Below are 19,025 nucleotides of genomic sequence, written 5' to 3' on the forward strand. Positions count from 1 at the left end.
GAAGCGGGATCGGCCGTCGACTCAGGCGGCGGTGGTGACGGCGTGCGTGGAGACGCGCAGGTCGCTGCGCCGGATTTCCAGAATTCGCCCGTACGGCAACGTCTCCCACTCCTCGCCGGTGGCTATTCCGTTCGAGGTGACCACCGCGTCGGTGGCGCCGATGCGGTAGTGCATGCGGAAGAATTCGGGGCCGCGGCGTCGGCTCACCTCCGATTCGGGATCCTCCTGCGCGTAGGCGTAGAGCGCGCTCTCGGTGAGTAGCAGGCAGTTGAGGCTGCCGAAGGTGGCTCGGGACCCGATGTCGGCCGCGGTGTGGGCGAGGGCGTCGACCGGATCGGTGTTCTCGCTGCGCAGTCGGCTGAGCACGCGCAGGAAGAAGCGTTCGGAATCGGTGTCACCGGTCGCCCCGGCCAGGAGTTCGGGTTCGATCAGGTCGTCCAGCGCCTCGCGCGGGGAGAAGAACCCGTTGTGCGCGAAGGCCAGTGTGCCCGCGACGAACGGATGGGTGTTGCCCGGCCGGATCGGCAGGCCCGGGGAGGCCAGGCGAAGATGCAGCAGGGCCGCGTCCGCGAGGCCTCGGGTAGCCGCGCGGTACGCCGGGCTGGCGTGGGCGGGATCGGTTCCGCGCGTGATGATCTGCTCACGGCCGCTGCGGACGGCGATACCCCAGCCGTCGGCATGTTCGTGCGACAGTGCGGTGAACGGTTCGAGCAGACCGCCGAGCGTCTCGGTCAGTGGTCGGGGGACGCGGGTGACCACGCCGAGCAGACGACACATTCGCCAGAGCCTTTCGATCGGGGGCACCGGGCCGCGACCCGGTGCGGGGGATGTCAGAGATGACGTTCGAGCGAGTCCGCGAACTTCGCCAGTGATGCGTTGACCAGGATGAACGCCGCGGCGGTGACCAGATAGGCGGACAGTAGGGTGTGCTCGTACTCACCCAGGACCTGTGCGCGATGCAGCAGTTCCAGGAAGCTGACCACATAGCCGAGGGTGGAGTCCTTGAGCAGGCGGACCAGTTGGCTGACCAGCGCCGGGACGAGTCGCCGAATAGCCTGCGGCAGAATGACATAGCGCATCGACTGCCAACGCGTGAGCCCGAGACTCTCCGCGGCTTCGCCCTGTCCCGGGTCCAGCGCCGCCACGCCCGCGCGGACGAGTTCGGCGACCACCGCGGCGTTGGTCAGCACGATGGGAATCACCAACTGCCAGAACGGCGGCAACCCGATGCCCAGCCGCGGCAGACCGAACAGGAACAGATAGAGCAGCAGGAGCAGTGGCGTCGCGCGCAGCAGTTCGGTGCAGGTGCGTGAGAGTGCGCGCGGTATTGCGTTGCGGCTCGACCGCATCAGTGCCAGCGCGCCGCCCAGCGGGAAAGCCAGCGCCGCGGCCACGGCGGTGACCAGCAGGGTGTTCCCGGCGCCGGTCAGCAGGTATCGGCAGATCGGCGCGAGCGTGTACACCCGCCACTGATCGGCCGACAGCTGACCGTGTGCGGCGAACTGGCGAATCACGAAGGCCGCCAATGCGATCAGCGCAAGAGTCGCGAGTGCCGTGGCGATCCGGATTCGGCGGCGTCCCCGGGGGCCGGGTGCGTCGAACAACGTGTCGCCCGTACGCGATTCGCTGATGCGCGGTCGTGTGTGTTCGGTTACGAGTGTCGTCATCGGTGAATCGCCACCCTCTCTTCGATCCGACCGGCGATGAGCCCGGCGGCCAGCGCGATCACCACGTAGATCGCCGTGACCACCACGAAGGAGGTCAGCGGACTACCGGCCTGATTGGCCTGCTGCTGATACCAGAATGTGAGTTCGGAGACCCCGGCCGCGGCCGCCAGTGCGGTCGCCAGGGCCGATCCGATGAATATGTTGGCCAGCGGCTGGACCATCGTGCGCAGTGCCTGCGGCAGGATGACGAGTCGAAGGCACTGGCCCAGCGACATGCCCAGTGCGCGGGCGGCCTCCACCTGGCCGCGCGGGACGGTCCGCACGCCGCTGCGCACCACCTCGCAGACGAAGGCCGCCCAGTACAGCGCCATCGCCAATGCGGCGTTGTAGTACAGCGGGACGAGCAGTCCCACGGTGGGCAGGCCGAAGGTGAACAGCACCAACAGCACCAGCAGGGGCACGTTGCGGAATACCGTGACATAGGCGGTGGCCGCGCCGCGCAGTGGCGGCACCGGACCGATCCGGCATATCGCCAGCAGTATGCCGAGCGCGAGTGCACCCAGATAGGTCAGTACGACCAGGCCGAGCGTTCGTTCCAGGGCCGGGCCCAGATCCGCCCAAATCACCTCGGGTCTTCCTTCCTGCTTCGATCTGTTCTGCGCTGTGCTCGAAGGGATTTCGCCGGTCAGCTGCCCGCGACCGAGCCGATGGCGGGCGGCGCGGGAACCGGGCCGGGCAGGACCGCGCCGACGGTGGCCTGCCACAGGGCCGCCCACTCGCCGTCGGCTTCGATCTTCTTCAGCCAGTTGTTCACGAAGGTCTTCATCTCGGGGTGGTTCAGCGACAGGCCGATGCCGTAGGGCTCGGTGGTGAACGGCTGGCCGACCACCTTCACCTTGTCCGGCTCCCGGTACGCATCGCCCAGCAGAATCGCCTGATCCAGCACGTACGCATCGGCGCGGCCCTGTTGAACGGCCTGCACGCACTCGGAATTGGTGTCGAACAGCACCAGCTCCGCCGAGGGCGCATGTTCCTTGACATCCTGTGCGGCAGTGGAACTGGACTCGGTGCAGACCTTCCTGGCGTTCAGATCGGCGACCTTCGTGATCGAGTTGTCCGCCTTCTTCACCAGGATCGCATCGCCCGAGGAGTAGTACGGACCGGCGAAGCCGACCACCTGCGCGCGTTTGGCATTGATGGTGTAGGTCGCGAAAACCGTGTCCACAGCGCCGTTCTGCAGCAGTGCCTCCCGATTGGCGACCTGGACCTGCACCAATTTCATATTGGTCCGGCCGGTGATGTACTTCGCGAGCATCGCGGCCAGACCGGCATCGAAGCCGCTCGTCTTACCGGTCATCGGGTCGGTGAGGGAGAACACCGCCGCGGTATCGGTTCCGCCCACGATGAGCTGCCCGCGCGCCTTGATCGTCGCCATCAGGCTGCCCTCGGGGATCTCCGCGGGATCGGCGACCGGCGCCTTGTCCAGGACGCGTTGGTATGCGCCCGAATCCGAGGCGCCGCCGGGGCCGTTGACCGCCGGCAGGGAGGATGATCCGCAGGCGGTCATCAATAGGGCGGTGGCGGTGGCCAGGATCGCGGCGGGCAGTGCGCGGCGCGGCACGGACGTGCTCATGAGCGTGCTCTTTCGACGGTTCGACGGGATGGCCGAAACAGGCGAAATCTGTTTCGGCGGGCGAAATATGTTCAGCGGGTGAGAATTTCAGTGCGTGAGGATTTTGGACAGGAAGTCGCGGGCGCGGTCGGTGCGCGGTCCGGCGAAGAAGTCCTGCGGCGGCGCGGATTCCACGATCCGTCCCGCATCGAGGAACACCACCCGATCTGCGACGCGACGGGCGAAGCCCATCTCGTGGGTGACCACGAGCATCGTCATCCCTTCGGTCGCCAGTTCGCTCATCACGTCAAGGACCTCGTTGGTCATCTCGGGGTCCAGCGCGGAGGTCGGCTCGTCGAACAGCAGTACCCGGGGATCCATGGCCAGTGCGCGGGCGATCGCCACCCGCTGCTGCTGGCCGCCGGACAGTTGTGCGGGATAGGCAGATGCCTTGTCGGCCAGGCCGACGCGGGCCAAAAGTTCGTGCGCACGCTCCAGTGCCTGGCGCGCCGGTACGCCCCTCACGCGCACCGGGGCCAGGGTGATGTTCTCCAGTACCGTCTTGTGCCCGAAGAGGTTGAAGGACTGGAACACCATGCCCACCTGCGCCCGCATCCGCGCCAGCTCGCGTCCTTCCAGCGGCATCGGGACACCGTCCAGCTGGATCTCCCCGGAGTCGATCGTCTCCAGTCGGTTCACGCAGCGGATCAACGTCGACTTACCGGACCCGGACGCGCCGAGCAGCACGACCACCTCACCGGCGCGCACCTCGAGATCGATGCCGTGGAGCACCTGATGCGCCCCGAACGATTTGTCGACTCCGGCGAGGCGGAGCAGCGGGTGTGATGCGGAATCGGCAGGCATGGGAAAAGCATGACGAGCCGGAATCCATAGGTCCAATGAAGGTTTCGTCACCTTCGTGTGGAATTTGTTTATGTATCCGCTTAGCCTGGGCCGATGTACGACCCGCGGCAGCTTCAGGTCCTGGTCGAGGTCGCCCGGAGTGGCACCTTCACCGCCGCGGCGGACGCGCTCGGTTACACCCAGCCCGCCGTCAGCTACCAGATGCGCACCCTGGAACGCGCTGTCGGAGCGCCACTCACCAGCCGGTACGGGCGGCGGGTGCGGCTGACTCCCGTCGGCGCGGCACTCGCGCGGCACGCCGAAACAGTCCTTGCCACACTGCGTACCGCGCAGAACGAACTGGCCTCGCTGGTGTCGGAGGGTGGGGGACAGGTGCGGATGTCCGCCTTCCAGAGCGGCTGTGTCGGCCTGGTGCCCTCGGCATTGGCCAGGTTGCGGCGCACCCATCCCGAACTCGAGGTCGTGCTGACCCAGACCGAGTGCGCGATCTCGCATCGGCTGGTGCTCAGCGGTGAGGTGGACCTCGCGGTGGTCTGTGATCTGGACGACGCGGAGAACCCGCCCGATCCACGGCTGCAACGCATTCCGCTGCTGAGCGACCACCGCTGTGTCCTGCTGCCAGCCGATCATCCCGCGGCGAACGCGGCCTCGGTCTCGCTCGACGAACTCGCCGGGGAGCGCTGGATTCTGGAGACCGTCCGCACCCGCTTCCTGGCCGCGTGCCGGGAGGCCGGTTTCACCCCGCGAATCGCCGCGACCTCGGATGATCAGCTCACGATCCACTCCCTGGTGGCGCATCGGATCGGGCTGGCGATCATGAACGAACTCGGCATCGCCGCGCATACGCACCCCCAGGTCGTCGCCCGGCCGCTGCGCGGGTGGCCGACTCGGCACATCTACGCGATGCTGTGGCCGGATCTGCTGAAGTCGGCGCAGGTCTCCGCGATGCTGTCCGCGCTCGGATCGGCGGCGAGTGCGTTGGGGTTGGGGGCGGCTGTCGAGGTCTCCGGGGATTCGACTCAGCCCGATCGAGACTGCTGACGTTCCAAGGTATTTGCGCGACGATCACGTTGTTGGTGTCCGGTTGTAACCGGTAGAGCGTGTTTCGCACGGCCTCGGCTCATGCATCCGGGCGTGGCCGGGATCGATCGCGAGGGGCTGTCGACAAGGTGCGTCGTCGGCGATCTCGGTGGCCGGGGCGCTTGCCTGATGTCGCCAATTGAGTTGCATTGCAGACGCATTCGCTCTTCATGTCCGCCGTTCGGAGTGTGTGGTAGAGGTGTCGGTCTCGCATCACGTTGTCGCTGTTGAGGATTCGACTCACGGTGATCGAGACTGCTGACGCCCCAAATAATTTGCATGAAGATCATCTTCTGGTCATCCAGGCGTAACTGGCTGACCATCTCGCGCAACTCGCTGCGACCCGGTCGACCGATCCAGGGGGCACCGCCGGGGCCGAAGGAGGGTGATCTTTCGATGGTGTTCGGCAGCAATGGCTTCGGTGTCCGAGGTGAGCGCCTCGGCAGGAGCGCCGGGTTCGGTTCGTGGCGGACACGTCCTGTCGAGATGTGACCGATGTCGCTGGAGATGCCCCAGGGCCTGCGCTGGCTCGGTTATCTGGCCGGTACGGCGTGGCCCGAAGGTGACGAGGACAAGCTGTTCGCGTTGGCACAGGACTGGCACACCGCGGCAACGGATCTGCAGAACCTGATCTCGGCGGTGCAGGCCGCATGCGACACCGCGCTGGACAACTATTCGGGCAGTGGACGCGAGCAGATGGCATCCCAGTTCGAGGCGTTGCTGTCCGGTGATCAGTCGGTGGATGCGATCGCGAAGAATCTGCAGCAGATCGGCGACAGCGTGCAGGACTGCGGCACTCAGATCGAATATACGAAGCTGCAGGTCATCAGCACGCTGGCGATCATGGCCGCGGAGATCGCGTGGGCGCTGGCGACGCTGTGGGGCGCCTTCGCGGTGCCCGCGATCGAGGCCGAGGGCGCCGGGATCCTGCAGATCGTCGGTCGTGCGCTGACGAACCGGTTGATCGCGCATGCGGCGCGGGTCGCGGAGATGCCGTTGTGGAAGCTGGCGGCGATCGAGGTCGTCGAGCAGGCCGGTATCGGTTTCGTGCAGGACCTGGCCATTCAGGAGTACCAGAAGAACAAGGGGCATCGCAGCGGGATCGATTGGAAGCAGACGATCACCACTGCGGCGGTGGCCGGAATCTCAGCTGGTGTTGCGACTCCGGTGGGGCATTATCTCGGTGCGGGACTGGGGAATTGGGTCGGCCGCGATTCGATGACCTGGTGGAAGTCCAGTGGTATCGCGGTGGCCTCGGCCGTGCCCGCGGGGCTGGCCGGAGCCGGAGCCGGGATCGTGGCCAATGGTGTGATCACCGGGGAGTGGGAATTCGATCCCGCAGCGCTGCTGGGTGGTGTCGGCGGTGGTTTGGTCGGTGGTGTGCACGGGGTCATCGGGCATGCCACTCAAACCCGTTTGAACTCACTGTCTTTGGGCGGTGGGTTCTCGGACGGAAGTTTCCCGAAGGGTGACGATCCGGCGGGGAGTCTGTCGGATTTGTCGGGCGGAGAAGAGAAATGGGGTGGTGGCGCACTCGTAGCGGGACGCTCCGGTGGTCCGGACTCCGAGCCTGGTCCCGGCGCGGGTGATCGGTCGCGATTCGCGACTGCGGCGTTTTCGCGCACACTCGAGCCGGAAGGAGCCGACCGGACGCGACCGGCTTCTGCGATGTCCGCACGTTCGGCGAGTAGTGCCAGTATTGCCGAGGTCGCGCACTCGGGAAGGGTTTCCGCGACGCAGCCGAAGTCGTCGGAATTCTCCCCTTCGACGAGTACTCGTAATGCGGCGGTGCCGCGGCGCTCCGGTGGTAGCGACGAAACATCCACGAAGACAACGGTTTCTGGATCGCGTACGAGCATCGGTGCGACGCGCTCGCAGACGTCGCCGTTCGGACGTGGCCGAAGTGTCGATGCGACGTTGCCACAGTCGCGGGTGTCCGCGTCTCGTACAGGCATTGACGAGGCGCGTTCGCAGCCGCCGTTGGCGGGACGCAGCCGGAGTGTTGATGAGGGGTCGCGGCAGTCGCGTGTGTCCGCGCCTCGTGCGGGCGTGGATGAGGCGCGTTTGCAGCCGCCGTTGTCCGAACGTAGTCGGAGTGTGGATGAGACGCCGCAGCCGTCGCGGGTCTCCGGGTCTCGTGCGAGCCTCGATGAGGCGCGTTCGCAACCGCCGTTGTCCGGAGACAGCCGGCGTGTTGACGAGATGTTGCCGCAGGAGCCGGGGTTCGCGCGGTCGGAGAACGTCGACGAGACAACCTCCTCACGCGGCGGGACCGGCAGCGAGATCTCGTCGCAGGTGTCAGTATCCTCACGCTCGATCGATGATGGGGATGTGCTGTCCCGGGCGTCGTCCATGCGCGCGTCGGAGGTCGAGGAGACTTCGGGGGATCGCTCAGCGAAATCCCTACCTAACGGGGGGATTTCGAGCACTTCACGTGAGTCTGCCATTTCGAGGCTTCGGGGCGAGTCGCGGGCGAATATCTCCTCCGCGAACGGTGGGGACGGGTCGTCGGTGCGCAGAGCGCCGGTGGCTACCTTGCAAGCACGCCCGCAGCCGGTCGACTCGATGCGCGCGACCAGCCCTCTGGCCGAGTCCGTACTGAAATCGGCTCCGGCAGTGCGGGTGTCGGATCAGACTGCCGAGTCCACCGAAATCACCCGCTCCCTGACGGGGAAGCACGATGATTCGGGGCCGTCGCTCGGTGGAAGTCGCACGTCCGATTTCGTCGACAACTCGCGACGGGCGGGTCTTGCGGGTGATGGAAACGACTCGGAGACAAAGGATCCGAAGGTCGGATCGAGCCTTCACGATAGTGCGGACCGGTTGTCGACGCCGGAACTTGCGCTGGTGCACCACCTTCCGGCAGACCCCGATCACCAGTTGCGGTCACCGGACGACGACGGTGCCGCGAATCTCAACGCCTGTGGACCGCTGGCGCTGGCGAAGATCGTCGAGCTGACCGGCAGCACCGTCGCCCGGGTGCCGCAGGACAGGGTCGGGCGCAGCGGTATGAGCGCGCTGGAACTCGAACACGCCGCCGGTGCGCCACTACATCCCTTCGACGACCACGACAGCATCGGTGACCATCTGCTGGACCTCGGTCCAGGCTCCGTCGCACTCGTCGTGGACGCTTACCGCGGTCGCACGGACCGGTACGGTGTCGGCGCGCACGCCTACCTGATGCACAACAGCGGCGGCGAGATACGGGTCGTCGATCCTGCCACCGGGCAACGGCATTCGCGGACGTCGTCGGACATCCGCTCCACCCACGCGATCCTGTACACCGAGCGCGGCGTACCGCATCTGCTGCCCGAGCAGCGCACGAGCCGTGCCGAGCGTTTCGGCGCGGTCCGCATCGGCACACACCGGCGGACCGACGGTGACGATATTGCCGAGCGCAGGCCAGGAGATCCTCCGCTGGAACAGGACAGCACTGTCGGGCGTCTCGACGGCGAGGAGAAGCCCGAAACCATTGCGGCGGAACTGAATCGCCAGCAAACGGATGGCCGATCGAATTCCGAGAAGGAGTCGCCGCTCCTGTCCGACAAGGCCGTTCGTGTTGCAGAAGACCTGGATTCACCAGCGCCACCCGAGGATTCGACCGCGTCCGAGGTCAAGTCCGATGTAACGAGCACGCAGCGGCAGGATCCGGAGTTGAAGAAGCAGTCGGAGAAGGAACCGGACCGGAAGGAGCAGCCGGAGCCGAAGAAGAAACTGGAGTCGCAGAAGAAGCCGGAGCCGAAGAAGAAGCCGGAACCGGAGAAGGAACCAGAGTCGCAGAAGGAGCTGGAGCCGAAAGAGAAGTTGGAACAGGAGCCGGTACATGAAGAGGAGGCCGAGCTACCCTGGGATATCCCCAAAATTGTGATCACGCCCTCGGGTGACGACCTTCCCGTTGCGGTGCGGGAATTCGGCTCCCAGCGTGATGGGGCGAAGGACCTGACAAATATCGTTCCGATTCCGCAGGAAACGGTGGAATGGCTGCACGAGCAGATATTCCATATGGTCGAGGGTGATCGGGGTGTGGACGAGAAGTTCCGTGAATCCGTGCGTCGGGTGCTGACTCAACGTCTACTCTCCAGTGACGCCAGTGTGTGGCCGCAGTTGATGAGCGCCACGGGGATGCCGCTGCGGGTGAAGTATCGGGGCAGTCGGTATCCGATCTCGCTGCGGGTTTCGCTGCGCGCGCTCGGACCTTCGAAGGAGCAGATCGCACCGCTGTCCGACGGGCCGCCGGTGGGTATTCAGCAGTGGGCCTTCGGTATCGTGTCGTCTGCCGACACCAGCAGCAACGGCGATTATCGAGCTTTTTCGTATGCCTACAATCACACCTTTCCCGCGGACCATGGTGCATTGACCTACGTCGCCCTCGGCGGGGAATTGGACCTGGTCAACAATCAGGTATCCACCTCCGTCACGGTGACCTCGACCGTGCAGCCGATGGTCATCATCCGCAGCAAGGGCCGCTCCTGGCCGTTCGATTACGCGATGACCTGGGAATTGAGTCACGGTGACAGCCTGGCCGATTCGTTGTCACCGACTCCGTCGGACCGGGTGTGGTATCCCACGGTGAGCGATCCGGCGAAGGGAATGGCCGGCGATCCGCCGAACAATATGCTGGTCTGGTTCCCCAATTATCTCAAGGTCGGTGCGATCCCGATGGTGAACGAAAAGATCGCCAGCACGGTACCCGCTCCGATGAGCCGTGCCGTGGGGGAGTTCCATCTCTACGGTCCGGTCACTATTCCGAATCACTCTCGGATCATGGCCGATGTCATGTCGTCGTTTCGCGCGGATCTGAGCGGTATGTCGGACAACTCCATGGCGAAATTTCGTGAATTCTTCGGCGAGGGGAATTTTCGCAGTCTGATCACCGCTGCCGCGCGCACACCCGACGATCTGCCGTCCGCCGACGAGACGGAGAAGACGGGCGACGAGGTGGCGACAACGGGCGACGAGAAGGAGAAGGACGAGAGCACGATCATTTCGCCGACCTTCTACACCTCCTCGGGCAAGACGATCGGCGCGTTGCAGATCAGCGTCGTATTGCACGGCGGGGAAGAAATCACCGGACCGACCACGGAGAAATCCGTGCTCGAATCCTTCGTCCTGCGCTCGCTGGGCATGCAGGGCAGTTCCGTGACCGCCAACTCGCTCGGTTTCAATCCCTCGCTCGGTTTCGGTTTCGGTGGTAAAGAGAAGGATCCCAGCACCGGAATCCAGTCGCTCGGCGGGCAGTTCACCATCAAGGGCGGCGCATCCCAGAAGTTCAGCCATACCCTCAGCTACGGCGGCAGTGCGCGCATCGCACATTCGCTGCGCACCGGCGAGCCCCTTCTGCACGTGACGCCCCAGATGACCGTGCACGTCAAGCTGATTCGTCCCAACAGTCGTGCCGTCGACCCGGCTCCGGGCACAGCGCTGGCGGGCGGGCACGACTATCCGGTGAACATGCTGGTGCCCTCGCTGGAGACGTTCGGGCACGCGCCCGCCGCGCCGCTGTACCTGCCTTCCGAGATTCTTCATCTGCGCCAGCTCGGTGTATCCACGACGCCGCTCGCCGTGCACGGGGCGAAACCGCTGTTCGCCGAGGTGAAGAAATGGATGTCCGGCCTCGGCTTCTTCCCGCCCGATCGCGATGCGCCGAGCTGGGGGCAGAACAAACTGGGCTGGCTGTCGGACAAGACCACTCTGGAATCCACGCACACCGAACGCTTGGACAACCTTCGCAAATTCGAGCAGATGAGCAATCAGCTCGGGCTGCGCGGCGGGCTGGACGAGGCGATCGAGGGCGGCGAGCGAATCGGGAAGGATGGCAAGCCCACCTGGGACGGTGGCGCGCCCACCTGGTTCGAACTACCCACTTCGACTGGTACCAAGCGAATCTCGGTATTCCTGATCACCGAACGGCGCTATCTCTCGGACGACCCCCACGAAGGCGTATCCCACGAGTGGACGCTTCCGAAGGTTCAGACATTGAATTACAGCGGTTCCACGATCCCCGGGGACGAGCAGTTCTCCAAGACGCCGGCCGCGTGGAATGTAGGCGGCAACTTCTCGGTCACCAGTCCGTTCGACGAGAAGGCCCGGCTCTTGTTTCAGGGCTTCACGCCCGATTACACTCTGTCGGGAGGAAAATCCGAGATCCGGGACTCGAATTCCGGGACAGGTCACGAGTACTACACGCTCAGTCCCACCGAGAACGGCACCCAGATCTTCGGCGTGCCGGTCCGGCACCGGATCGTGCTGACCTACAGCCACGGTTCCGCACCGGACGACCTCGTCCGGGACGGCGATGTTCGCCTGGCCGTGCCCACCTACCGCACGCACACCGAGAAGTTCGACGAGATGCCGGTACCGACATTCCGTGAGTTCGAGGACGAGGATGCCCGGCGTCTGGCGCTCCCGTCTGCGGGACGCAGCCTCGAGGACAACGTATTTCGTCCCCCGGACACCACCATCTACGATCGGGTCGGCGGGAGCAGGGAAGTTCGCAGGGCCGCATTCGATCTCATCGATGACATCGCACTGGAGCTCGAGCAGGAAGCCGCCTCCTCCACGTCCTCGGAGCGCTCCGAGGAGACGTCTCCGGAATTGGAATCAATTCCGGATGATCCGTCGCCGGAGGAGGACGCCGTCGTTCCGCGGATCATCCGTACCTTCCCTGACGATTCCGAAGAATTCGAGCTGTCGTTCGTGGACCCGGCCACCGGGAGAGCCTTCCCAGCATTCGATTTCGACTTCGAGGACGACGCCCCAGCTCCGGGCTTCGGCGGGAGCTTCCGCCCTCGCGAGGTCCCGCGGATCACCTTCACCCCACCCGAGTCGCGGGACGGGCACGACGAATGGCACGAAATAGATCTGCACGATGACTCCAGCGATAACGGGCACGAGGTGGATCTTCGCGATGCGGGACACGACGATTCGCAGGAACACGAGATTGCCGAAGCCGACAACCGGCCGATGCCCGGCACCTTCCCGCTCGACGACGACACGGCGGGCGAGGGATCGGAACCGGCGCTCACCTGGCCTCAGGTGCGCGATTTCCTACAGAGTTCGACTCACTGGGCGGTGGGGCAGGCGGGTGATATGGGATATCGAGTGGGTCGGTGGCTCTGGCGCAATGCCGTCGGTGAGCCCGCCACGAATCCGGAGTCGATGGCGCACGAAGCCATCCATACCGGGCTGTCGCCGTATCATATGAATGCCGATGCGCCGCGGATCTTCCGCGACTCCTACGTCGCCGTCGAAGGGGCCTCGACGCCGGGTACGTTGGCCGGCACCGACATCACCGTCAAGACGACCGGTTATCTCACGAATGTCAGGGTGCGGCCGCGGCCGCCGAAGATGGACGCCGAGCGCTGGCTGCAGTCCGTGAACGGTGCCGGGCACACCGACACCAATCAGCTCGGTCACCAGTGGGGCGCGTCTCTGACCGAATCGGTCGGCAAGGTCGACCGCAACGTAATCCCCGGTGCCGCATACCATTACAGCACCAGTTATTCGCACAGTGACACCGTCAACGACAACTCCGCCGTATTCCGCGTCACCACCGAGGACACCACCCCTGTCCACTGGTTCGTCGCGGATGCGCACTACCTCGTCAATGTCCGTGTCGGCGTTCGCAATCTCGCCCGCGGCCTGATCGCGGGCGGGCCGCACATCGACCGCACCCGCGTCGTGGATATGCCCGACGCCGTGGAGTTCCTGCTCGTCGACAACGACCTGCAGAACAACCCCGATCTGCTCGCCCTGGTCAACGATTCCAACCTCGAGGCCGGGTTCGGACAGGAGTACGGCGATATCGCCGAGGCGAATCCGCCCGACCGCGGACTTCCGATCGCCTATGTGAAGGGAAAGCGGATCGGGTACGGCGCGGTGACCAACGTCGAGGTCGAAGGCGGCCGGGACGCCTATCAGAAGCTCGCGCTCGAACTCGTGGAGAAGTACGCCCCCGGGATCACCAAGCCCGGCTCGGCCAACTACCTGGCCGGGGTGGAGACCCGGATCAACGAGCACACCACCACGCTGGCCCTGCGCACGCTGCCCAACGCCGGACCCGACGGCCGCACCGCCTTCCACCTGATCGACCGCACTCGACCGTTCGATCCGCATCTGGTGGAGGTCACGTTCTCGGCTCGTCCAGACCCGTCCGTCGATCTGAGCACGATCCGCGGGAAGCGGGTCACCAGCACCTCGGGCGTGGACAATATCTTCGGCCACTCCAATGGTGACGGCGCAGCCCTGGAGGTGCCGGGGGCCACCCGTATGTCGGACTCCCGCAAGCGCGGGCACCAGATCGACTTCACACTCAGCGGACAGCACGGTGGTCACCGGCCCAAATTCGACCTCTCCGTGCAGCGTCAGAGCAATCTGACCGAAATCCAGACCTCCAGTCGGGAACGTCGCGCGTGGCAGCGCAGTTTCGGCAATACCAGCGAATTCCCCGTTCCGCACGAGTACGTGGTGGAAATCCGCAAACGTCCTCTGGCGGAGGCGCGACTGGCAATGCTGGTGCGGCGCGGCATCAGTGGCTTCGCCATGGCCGGAGGCGGAATCGGACTCCTTCCGCCACTGCAACTTTCGGACCTGGCCGGATTGGCCGCGCCGACGACGGAATCCCGGAAGAGCCTGAAAGCAGGCACCCTCATCCGGTTCAACACCTCCGAGACTCCGGAGGCCGACACTCTCGCCGAACTTCCCGAGCCCGGCCTCTACCGATCCGATCCTTCGATCCGCCCCCCGGCCTCGACCGAGGGCGACGCCGTCATCGAGATGGAGGTCGCGCCCGCCGTACAGAAACTGCTGTCCGGGCCGACCTGGGTGCCCACTCGCGGCATCGAGATCTACGAATTCGAAGGTGTGCCGGAATTGGCGCAGGCTCTGCGCCAGGTCGACCCCTCCCTCGACATCGATGACCGGATGGTGTCGAATCGTTCCTCGGAGGGCATGTTCATCCGCCTGACCACGCTCGTCGAGAGCAACCGCCTGACCCTCCTCGGTCCCGCCGCCACCGCACCTTTCCTCAACACCCGCTCACAGCGGGAAGCGGTCCTGTCCGGACCGGCCCAACCGGACGGCGACCACGCCGGACCCACCTCCGTCAAAATCACGCTCTACTCACCCCAGATCGAGAAGTCCGGCAAAGACATCGCGATCGACGACATCTGGTGGGCGGGTGACGGATTCGAGACCGAGGCCGACAACTCGATCAACACCACCGCCAATTTCAGCCTCAGCAGCCCCTACACCGGGGAGGGCAACGACCGTGGCGCGTTCACGATTCCGCTCACCGGTGAGCACGCCGGCGCCGGTCAATTCAACGTCATCACGTCGAACCGTCGCGAACTCCTGCGTTTCGGCACGCCCATGGAGGGGCCCGCTCCCGAGGAAGGCGGCGATACCGTCGGCACTATCGGCCATCGTCTGCGCGCTCTCGCGAAGATCGAAGTGCGCGGTCCCAAGGGCACCCTCTGGGTTTCCGGTGATGCGCTGATCCGCACCACCGAGACGCCGCCGGGCCTGGAACTCCGTCCGGTACCGCCCGTGGAAGACCGGTTGACCAAAGAGGACTTGGATACCCGCGAAGAACAGCAGGAGACCGATACCCCTCCCAATAAGTCATCCGACCACGACGACAGCACGGAACCCGAAGACCCCGAGTTCATTTCGAAAAAGTCGGACTCCGAGGCCAAACCCGACACCGAGACCGAGACCAAATCGGAGGCTGGGGCGAAGGCCAGGACTGAAGCCGAGTTGAGGGCTAAGGCGGAAGCTGAAGCGCGGGCCAAGTCACAGGCTGATGCCAGAGCGAAGACGGAGGCCAAGTCGGAGACCGAGGCGAAGGCTAGGTCGGAAGTTGAGGCGCGGGCTGAGTCGGAGGCTGAAGCCAGGGCGAAGGCGGAGGCTGAGGCTCGGGCCAGGTCGGAGGCTCAGGCGCGGACCAGGGCTGAAGGTGAGGCGAGAGACAAGAGTGACGCTGAGGCCAAAACCAAAGCCGCCGAAGCGAAGTCGGGAGCCAAGGGCATCGAGACGGAAAGTGGTGACCACCACCCAGCTCCGGCATCGGGCGACGTACGGCGTCCAGGTCTGCGGTCGGGCACGGTAGGCAGAATCCCCGCGCCTGCGGGACATGTGTGGGAGTCGATGCCGCCGGACGGCGACTGCTACTTCTATGCCATGGAACGCGTTGTCTACCACGATGATCCGCCCGCAACGGCGGCCGAACTCGACCGGCGGATCCGTGGCCTGCGTGCGGAGGTCGCGCATGAAATGCGCGCCGACCCCGACACCTACTTCAGGTCCTTCCACACCATCCTGTCCGCCGCGGAGGTGCCCGGTGCCAGGGACCTCGAACGCACGGAACTTCGGGCTCTGCTGCGGGCCAGAAACACTGTGCGGCTTCGAGATCGCTTCTACGAGCAGATCGAGGCGATCACGAATCGGCGGGTGTGGCGCAATGCGGTCAGTCACCTCGTCCCGCAGGCGGCCACAGCTGTCCTGGCACGTCGCGGGCTGACGCTGCGAGTCCAGAACGACGAGCTCCGGGCGACAGGCGGATGGACTCTCGGCGAAAACACCTCCGCCACACCGGATGCGACGACCCTCGTGCACGGCAGTCACTACTACCTCGCCGTACCCACCGGAGACCACACGCCCGGCTCGGCTCCCCGCGCGGCGGACGCCACGTTGCAGTCGACGCATCCACCGGTCCGAGACTGGGATGAACTCGACGATCTGCTCGGCCCCGCCGTCCAGCAGCACACCCCGCGTTCCTACCGCGAATCGTCGCCGCAGACAACAGGAATCGTGGTCCTGGGTGATGAGTCCGGGGCACGCTACATCTGGCTCCCGCCGGCCGATTCGTGGCCCGGTGAGATGCACGACGCCACGGACCAACCGGTATCGCTCACCCTCGAGCAAGTCCTCACCGACTCTGCTGTCACGGTCGTCCGCACCCCCGGCCTGACCGAGGACCCGGCGACAACCCACGACCCGGACCTGTCGCTGTCCGACCGTTCGTCGGCAACCGACAGCAGCGCGCCGCACGCCCCGGCCCCTGTGGTGGAAAGCAAGTCGCTCGAGGACGACGGGTCGCTCGACACCGATCCGGTCGAGAAGTCGTTCGATCCGAGTCCCACGCCGCCTCCCTCGCCCACCGGCACAGCCGTGTTCGCACCTGTGCGGCAAGAAGATTCGGCCCAATCCGGCAACAGGTTGGTATCCGGCGGAGAGGACTGGACCGAGTCCCAGTCGTTCGATTCGAGCGCCATGTCGCCTCCTTCGCCGACGGGCACTGTTCGGTTTGCCTCTGTGCGGCAGGATGATTCGGATCTCTCCGACGACAGCTCGGTGTACGGCAACGACGATCGAGGCGTGCGGCCGTCCCCGCCGGACGGCCCGCTGCATTCGACAGTCGGTGGAGACGGCCATGAGTTCGACATACCGTTCCGGATGGGGAGCGAGCTGCCGACCGCATCGGAGGTGAATCGAACCGATGCCGACCCGAATTCGACTGGCGGCGCTGAGCGGTCCCCGGCATTGCAGCGGCCGGTGATCAGCAGCGAACCGCCGCCGCGGCAACAGAGTGACGACGAAACCCGAACCGACATAACCGTTTCCGACAAAATGCAGGAGAAGTCCGACCCTCGGATCGAGCCGGTGCGCGACGACGAATCCGAGGTGACCGATGTGGTGGATCGGCCGTTCTCTCTGCGTCCGAGCGAATCCGCGCTGTCGGACGCAGCCGAGTCCACTCCGCTGCCGGGCGCGGAATCAGTGCTCCCCGCCAAACCGCTGGCTCTGGAAGACATCCGGTCCGCGCTCCGCTTCGACAGCGATGACGACGATGCGGGACACGAAAAATCGATGGTCCCGGCCGACTCCGCGGTGCTGTCCCAGGAAACGCCCCCATCGCACCCGGTATTCGAGCCGATCACGGCCACCGAGCCGCGGACGTCCGGAGATCGGATGCGGGAAGAACTGCGCACCGCTGATAGTGCTGCCGTTCAAGCGTTCCCGTTGTCCCGGGACTGGAACGGCAGCCGGAACCAGTGGGATTCGTTCAGACGATCCTCGCCCGTATCGAACGAGTCGATCACCCATACGATGTCGCCGCTACCGCGCCGCCGGACTCTGCGAGGGTGGGACCACATATCCCCGAGCCCGGTCACCGGACTGCGCTCGTTCTCGCTACTTCCCGCCGAGACATCGCTCGGTCAGGACCCCCGTTTGTCGGACTTGCTCGACGTCACGGTGGTGCCCTCCGAACCAGAAAGCCGAGACATCACAGATCCGACGATCCCCGCATCTGACATGAGACCCATGTCCGACGGAAGTACGGAAGTCCGCACCGATGATGCACTGCGGCACACCGATGACACACCGTTGCCTACGGAAGGCAGACCATTCGGCACCAACGGCAGATCGCTGCACACAGATGGCACACCCTTGCGCATCGACAATGAACCGTCGGGCATCGAGGACAGCTCGCTGGGCACCGATGGCAGATCGCTGCGCACCGACGATGCAGCCCTACGCACCGATGACACACAGTTGGTCGCGGACGGCAGACCTTTGGGCAACGACGCCAGATTGCTGCGCTCTGATGGCAGGCCGTTGGGCATCGATGGTGGATCGTTGGGCACTTACGGTAGATCGCTGCGCATTGAAGGTGCACGCTTGCGCACCGATGACAGCTTGTTGGGCGCCGATCGTAGACCATTGCGCGCTGACGGCAGATCCGTGCGCACTGACGACGCACCATTGGGCACCGATGGCAGATTCCTGCACACTGACGACGCATCGTTGCGCTCCCACGCAACAGCTCGGACGGACGGAGCACTACACGCCAGCGGCTCGCCGAAGCGGGCCTCGAACTCGCGCACACCCTTGCAGCGCCTTCGACGCCTCGTTTCCCGACTGCACGGCCGCGAAACCTCCGGCGACACGACCGCCGGGGTGGACCCTCGTTCGGTCGGGCACGCACCGCACCGGCATCTGCGTGACATTTTCCGTCGCCCGCTGAGTCGGTTCCGTAGCCGCACAACGACTTCCACCGGCACCACGCAGGGTGACGGCGCAACTCCGCGCACGTCGGTAACGAACTTCGAGAGCCTGACCACCCGGCGGATCCGCACACCTTCGGACACCGTCGCCGACGCGCTCAGCGGTATTCAGCGCGACACCGGAAGCACCGTCATCCGCCCGCCGAAGCAGCCCGCACCCTTGACCGGTCGCTCGCGCCGGGACGTGGAGCGAGCCGCGGGCGGCAGACTCCGCGGCTACCCGGACGACCACCGAATCTCCCGCCAACTCGAGCTTCTGGGACCCGGAGCCCAGGCTCTCGTCGTCGCCGTGCACCCCACCGGCGACGCCAACGGTGTCGGCGCATACGCATACCGAATGTTCGACCGCAACGGCACCACCTTCGTCCACGACACCACCGACCACACCCACACACTCCCTGGCCAGCGCACCCCCGCCAGCGTCCACGCCATCCTGTACACAGGCGAGGGCGTCATCAGCCGTCCCGTGCGCCTGCGCGACGAAACCATCCCCGAATTCCCGAGGAACGCCCGCATCGGCGCGCGCCCCGATATCGACGACGACAACTGGCAGAGACCACAACGATCCCCGGCCACGATTGACCGACGATCACGACTGACCGACGATCACGATTGATCGGCCACGGTTGACCGGCAACTACGGCTGACCGGCGATCATGATTGCCCTGCGACCACGGTTGACCGGCGACCATCGACGGCTGATCGGCGAGGACGATCGACCGGTGATCCGCTGAC

The 19,025-nt window shown here is 65.4% G+C and carries 8 protein-coding genes; 3 read left to right on the top strand and 5 right to left on the bottom strand.

Going from position 1 to position 19,025, the window contains the following annotated elements:
• Nucleotides 1-21: 21 nt before the first annotated feature.
• The 5 genes from ON40_RS46190 to ON40_RS46210 form a co-directional block, all read right to left on the bottom strand.
• Nucleotides 22-777, bottom strand: a complete 756-nt coding sequence (locus ON40_RS46190) for a class II glutamine amidotransferase (RefSeq protein WP_040832281.1) — start codon at nucleotides 775-777, stop codon at nucleotides 22-24.
• Between the two features lie 53 nt (nucleotides 778-830).
• Nucleotides 831-1,667, bottom strand: coding sequence for an amino acid ABC transporter permease (locus ON40_RS46195; protein WP_040832282.1), 837 nt, complete (start codon nucleotides 1,665-1,667; stop codon nucleotides 831-833).
• Nucleotides 1,664-2,293: an amino acid ABC transporter permease gene (locus ON40_RS46200; RefSeq protein WP_051194608.1), complete on the bottom strand. Its 630-nt coding sequence runs from the start codon at nucleotides 2,291-2,293 to the stop codon at nucleotides 1,664-1,666. The genes ON40_RS46195 and ON40_RS46200 overlap by 4 nt, the downstream gene beginning before the upstream one ends.
• Nucleotides 2,294-2,352: 59 nt before the next feature.
• Complete coding sequence (locus ON40_RS46205) at nucleotides 2,353-3,300, bottom strand: glutamate ABC transporter substrate-binding protein (RefSeq protein WP_040832283.1); 948 nt, start codon at nucleotides 3,298-3,300, stop codon at nucleotides 2,353-2,355.
• Nucleotides 3,301-3,387: 87 nt separating this feature from the next.
• Nucleotides 3,388-4,143 (bottom strand): amino acid ABC transporter ATP-binding protein, encoded by a 756-nt coding sequence (locus ON40_RS46210; protein WP_040832284.1) that lies wholly within the window; start codon nucleotides 4,141-4,143, stop codon nucleotides 3,388-3,390.
• 93 nt (nucleotides 4,144-4,236) lie between these two features.
• On the opposite strand from ON40_RS46210, the gene ON40_RS46215 reads away from it, so the two are divergent.
• The 3 genes from ON40_RS46215 to ON40_RS46225 all read left to right on the top strand — a co-directional run bounded on the left by ON40_RS46215 (nucleotide 4,237) and on the right by ON40_RS46225 (nucleotide 18,906).
• The gene (locus ON40_RS46215; RefSeq protein WP_051194609.1) at nucleotides 4,237-5,184 is read left to right on the top strand and encodes a LysR family transcriptional regulator; all 948 of its coding nucleotides are present in this window, start codon (nucleotides 4,237-4,239) and stop codon (nucleotides 5,182-5,184) included.
• 318 nt (nucleotides 5,185-5,502) lie between these two features.
• Nucleotides 5,503-5,715 (top strand): hypothetical protein, encoded by a 213-nt coding sequence (locus tag ON40_RS53650; RefSeq protein ID WP_040832286.1) that lies wholly within the window; start codon nucleotides 5,503-5,505, stop codon nucleotides 5,713-5,715.
• A gap of 3 nt (nucleotides 5,716-5,718) precedes the next feature.
• On the top strand, nucleotides 5,719-18,906 hold the full coding sequence (locus ON40_RS46225) for a WXG100-like domain-containing protein (protein WP_040832287.1): 13,188 nt from the start codon (nucleotides 5,719-5,721) through the stop codon (nucleotides 18,904-18,906).
• Nucleotides 18,907-19,025 lie beyond the last annotated feature (119 nt).

The organism is Nocardia jiangxiensis NBRC 101359 (genome assembly GCF_000308615.1).
Lineage (GTDB): Bacteria > Actinomycetota > Actinomycetes > Mycobacteriales > Mycobacteriaceae > Nocardia > Nocardia jiangxiensis.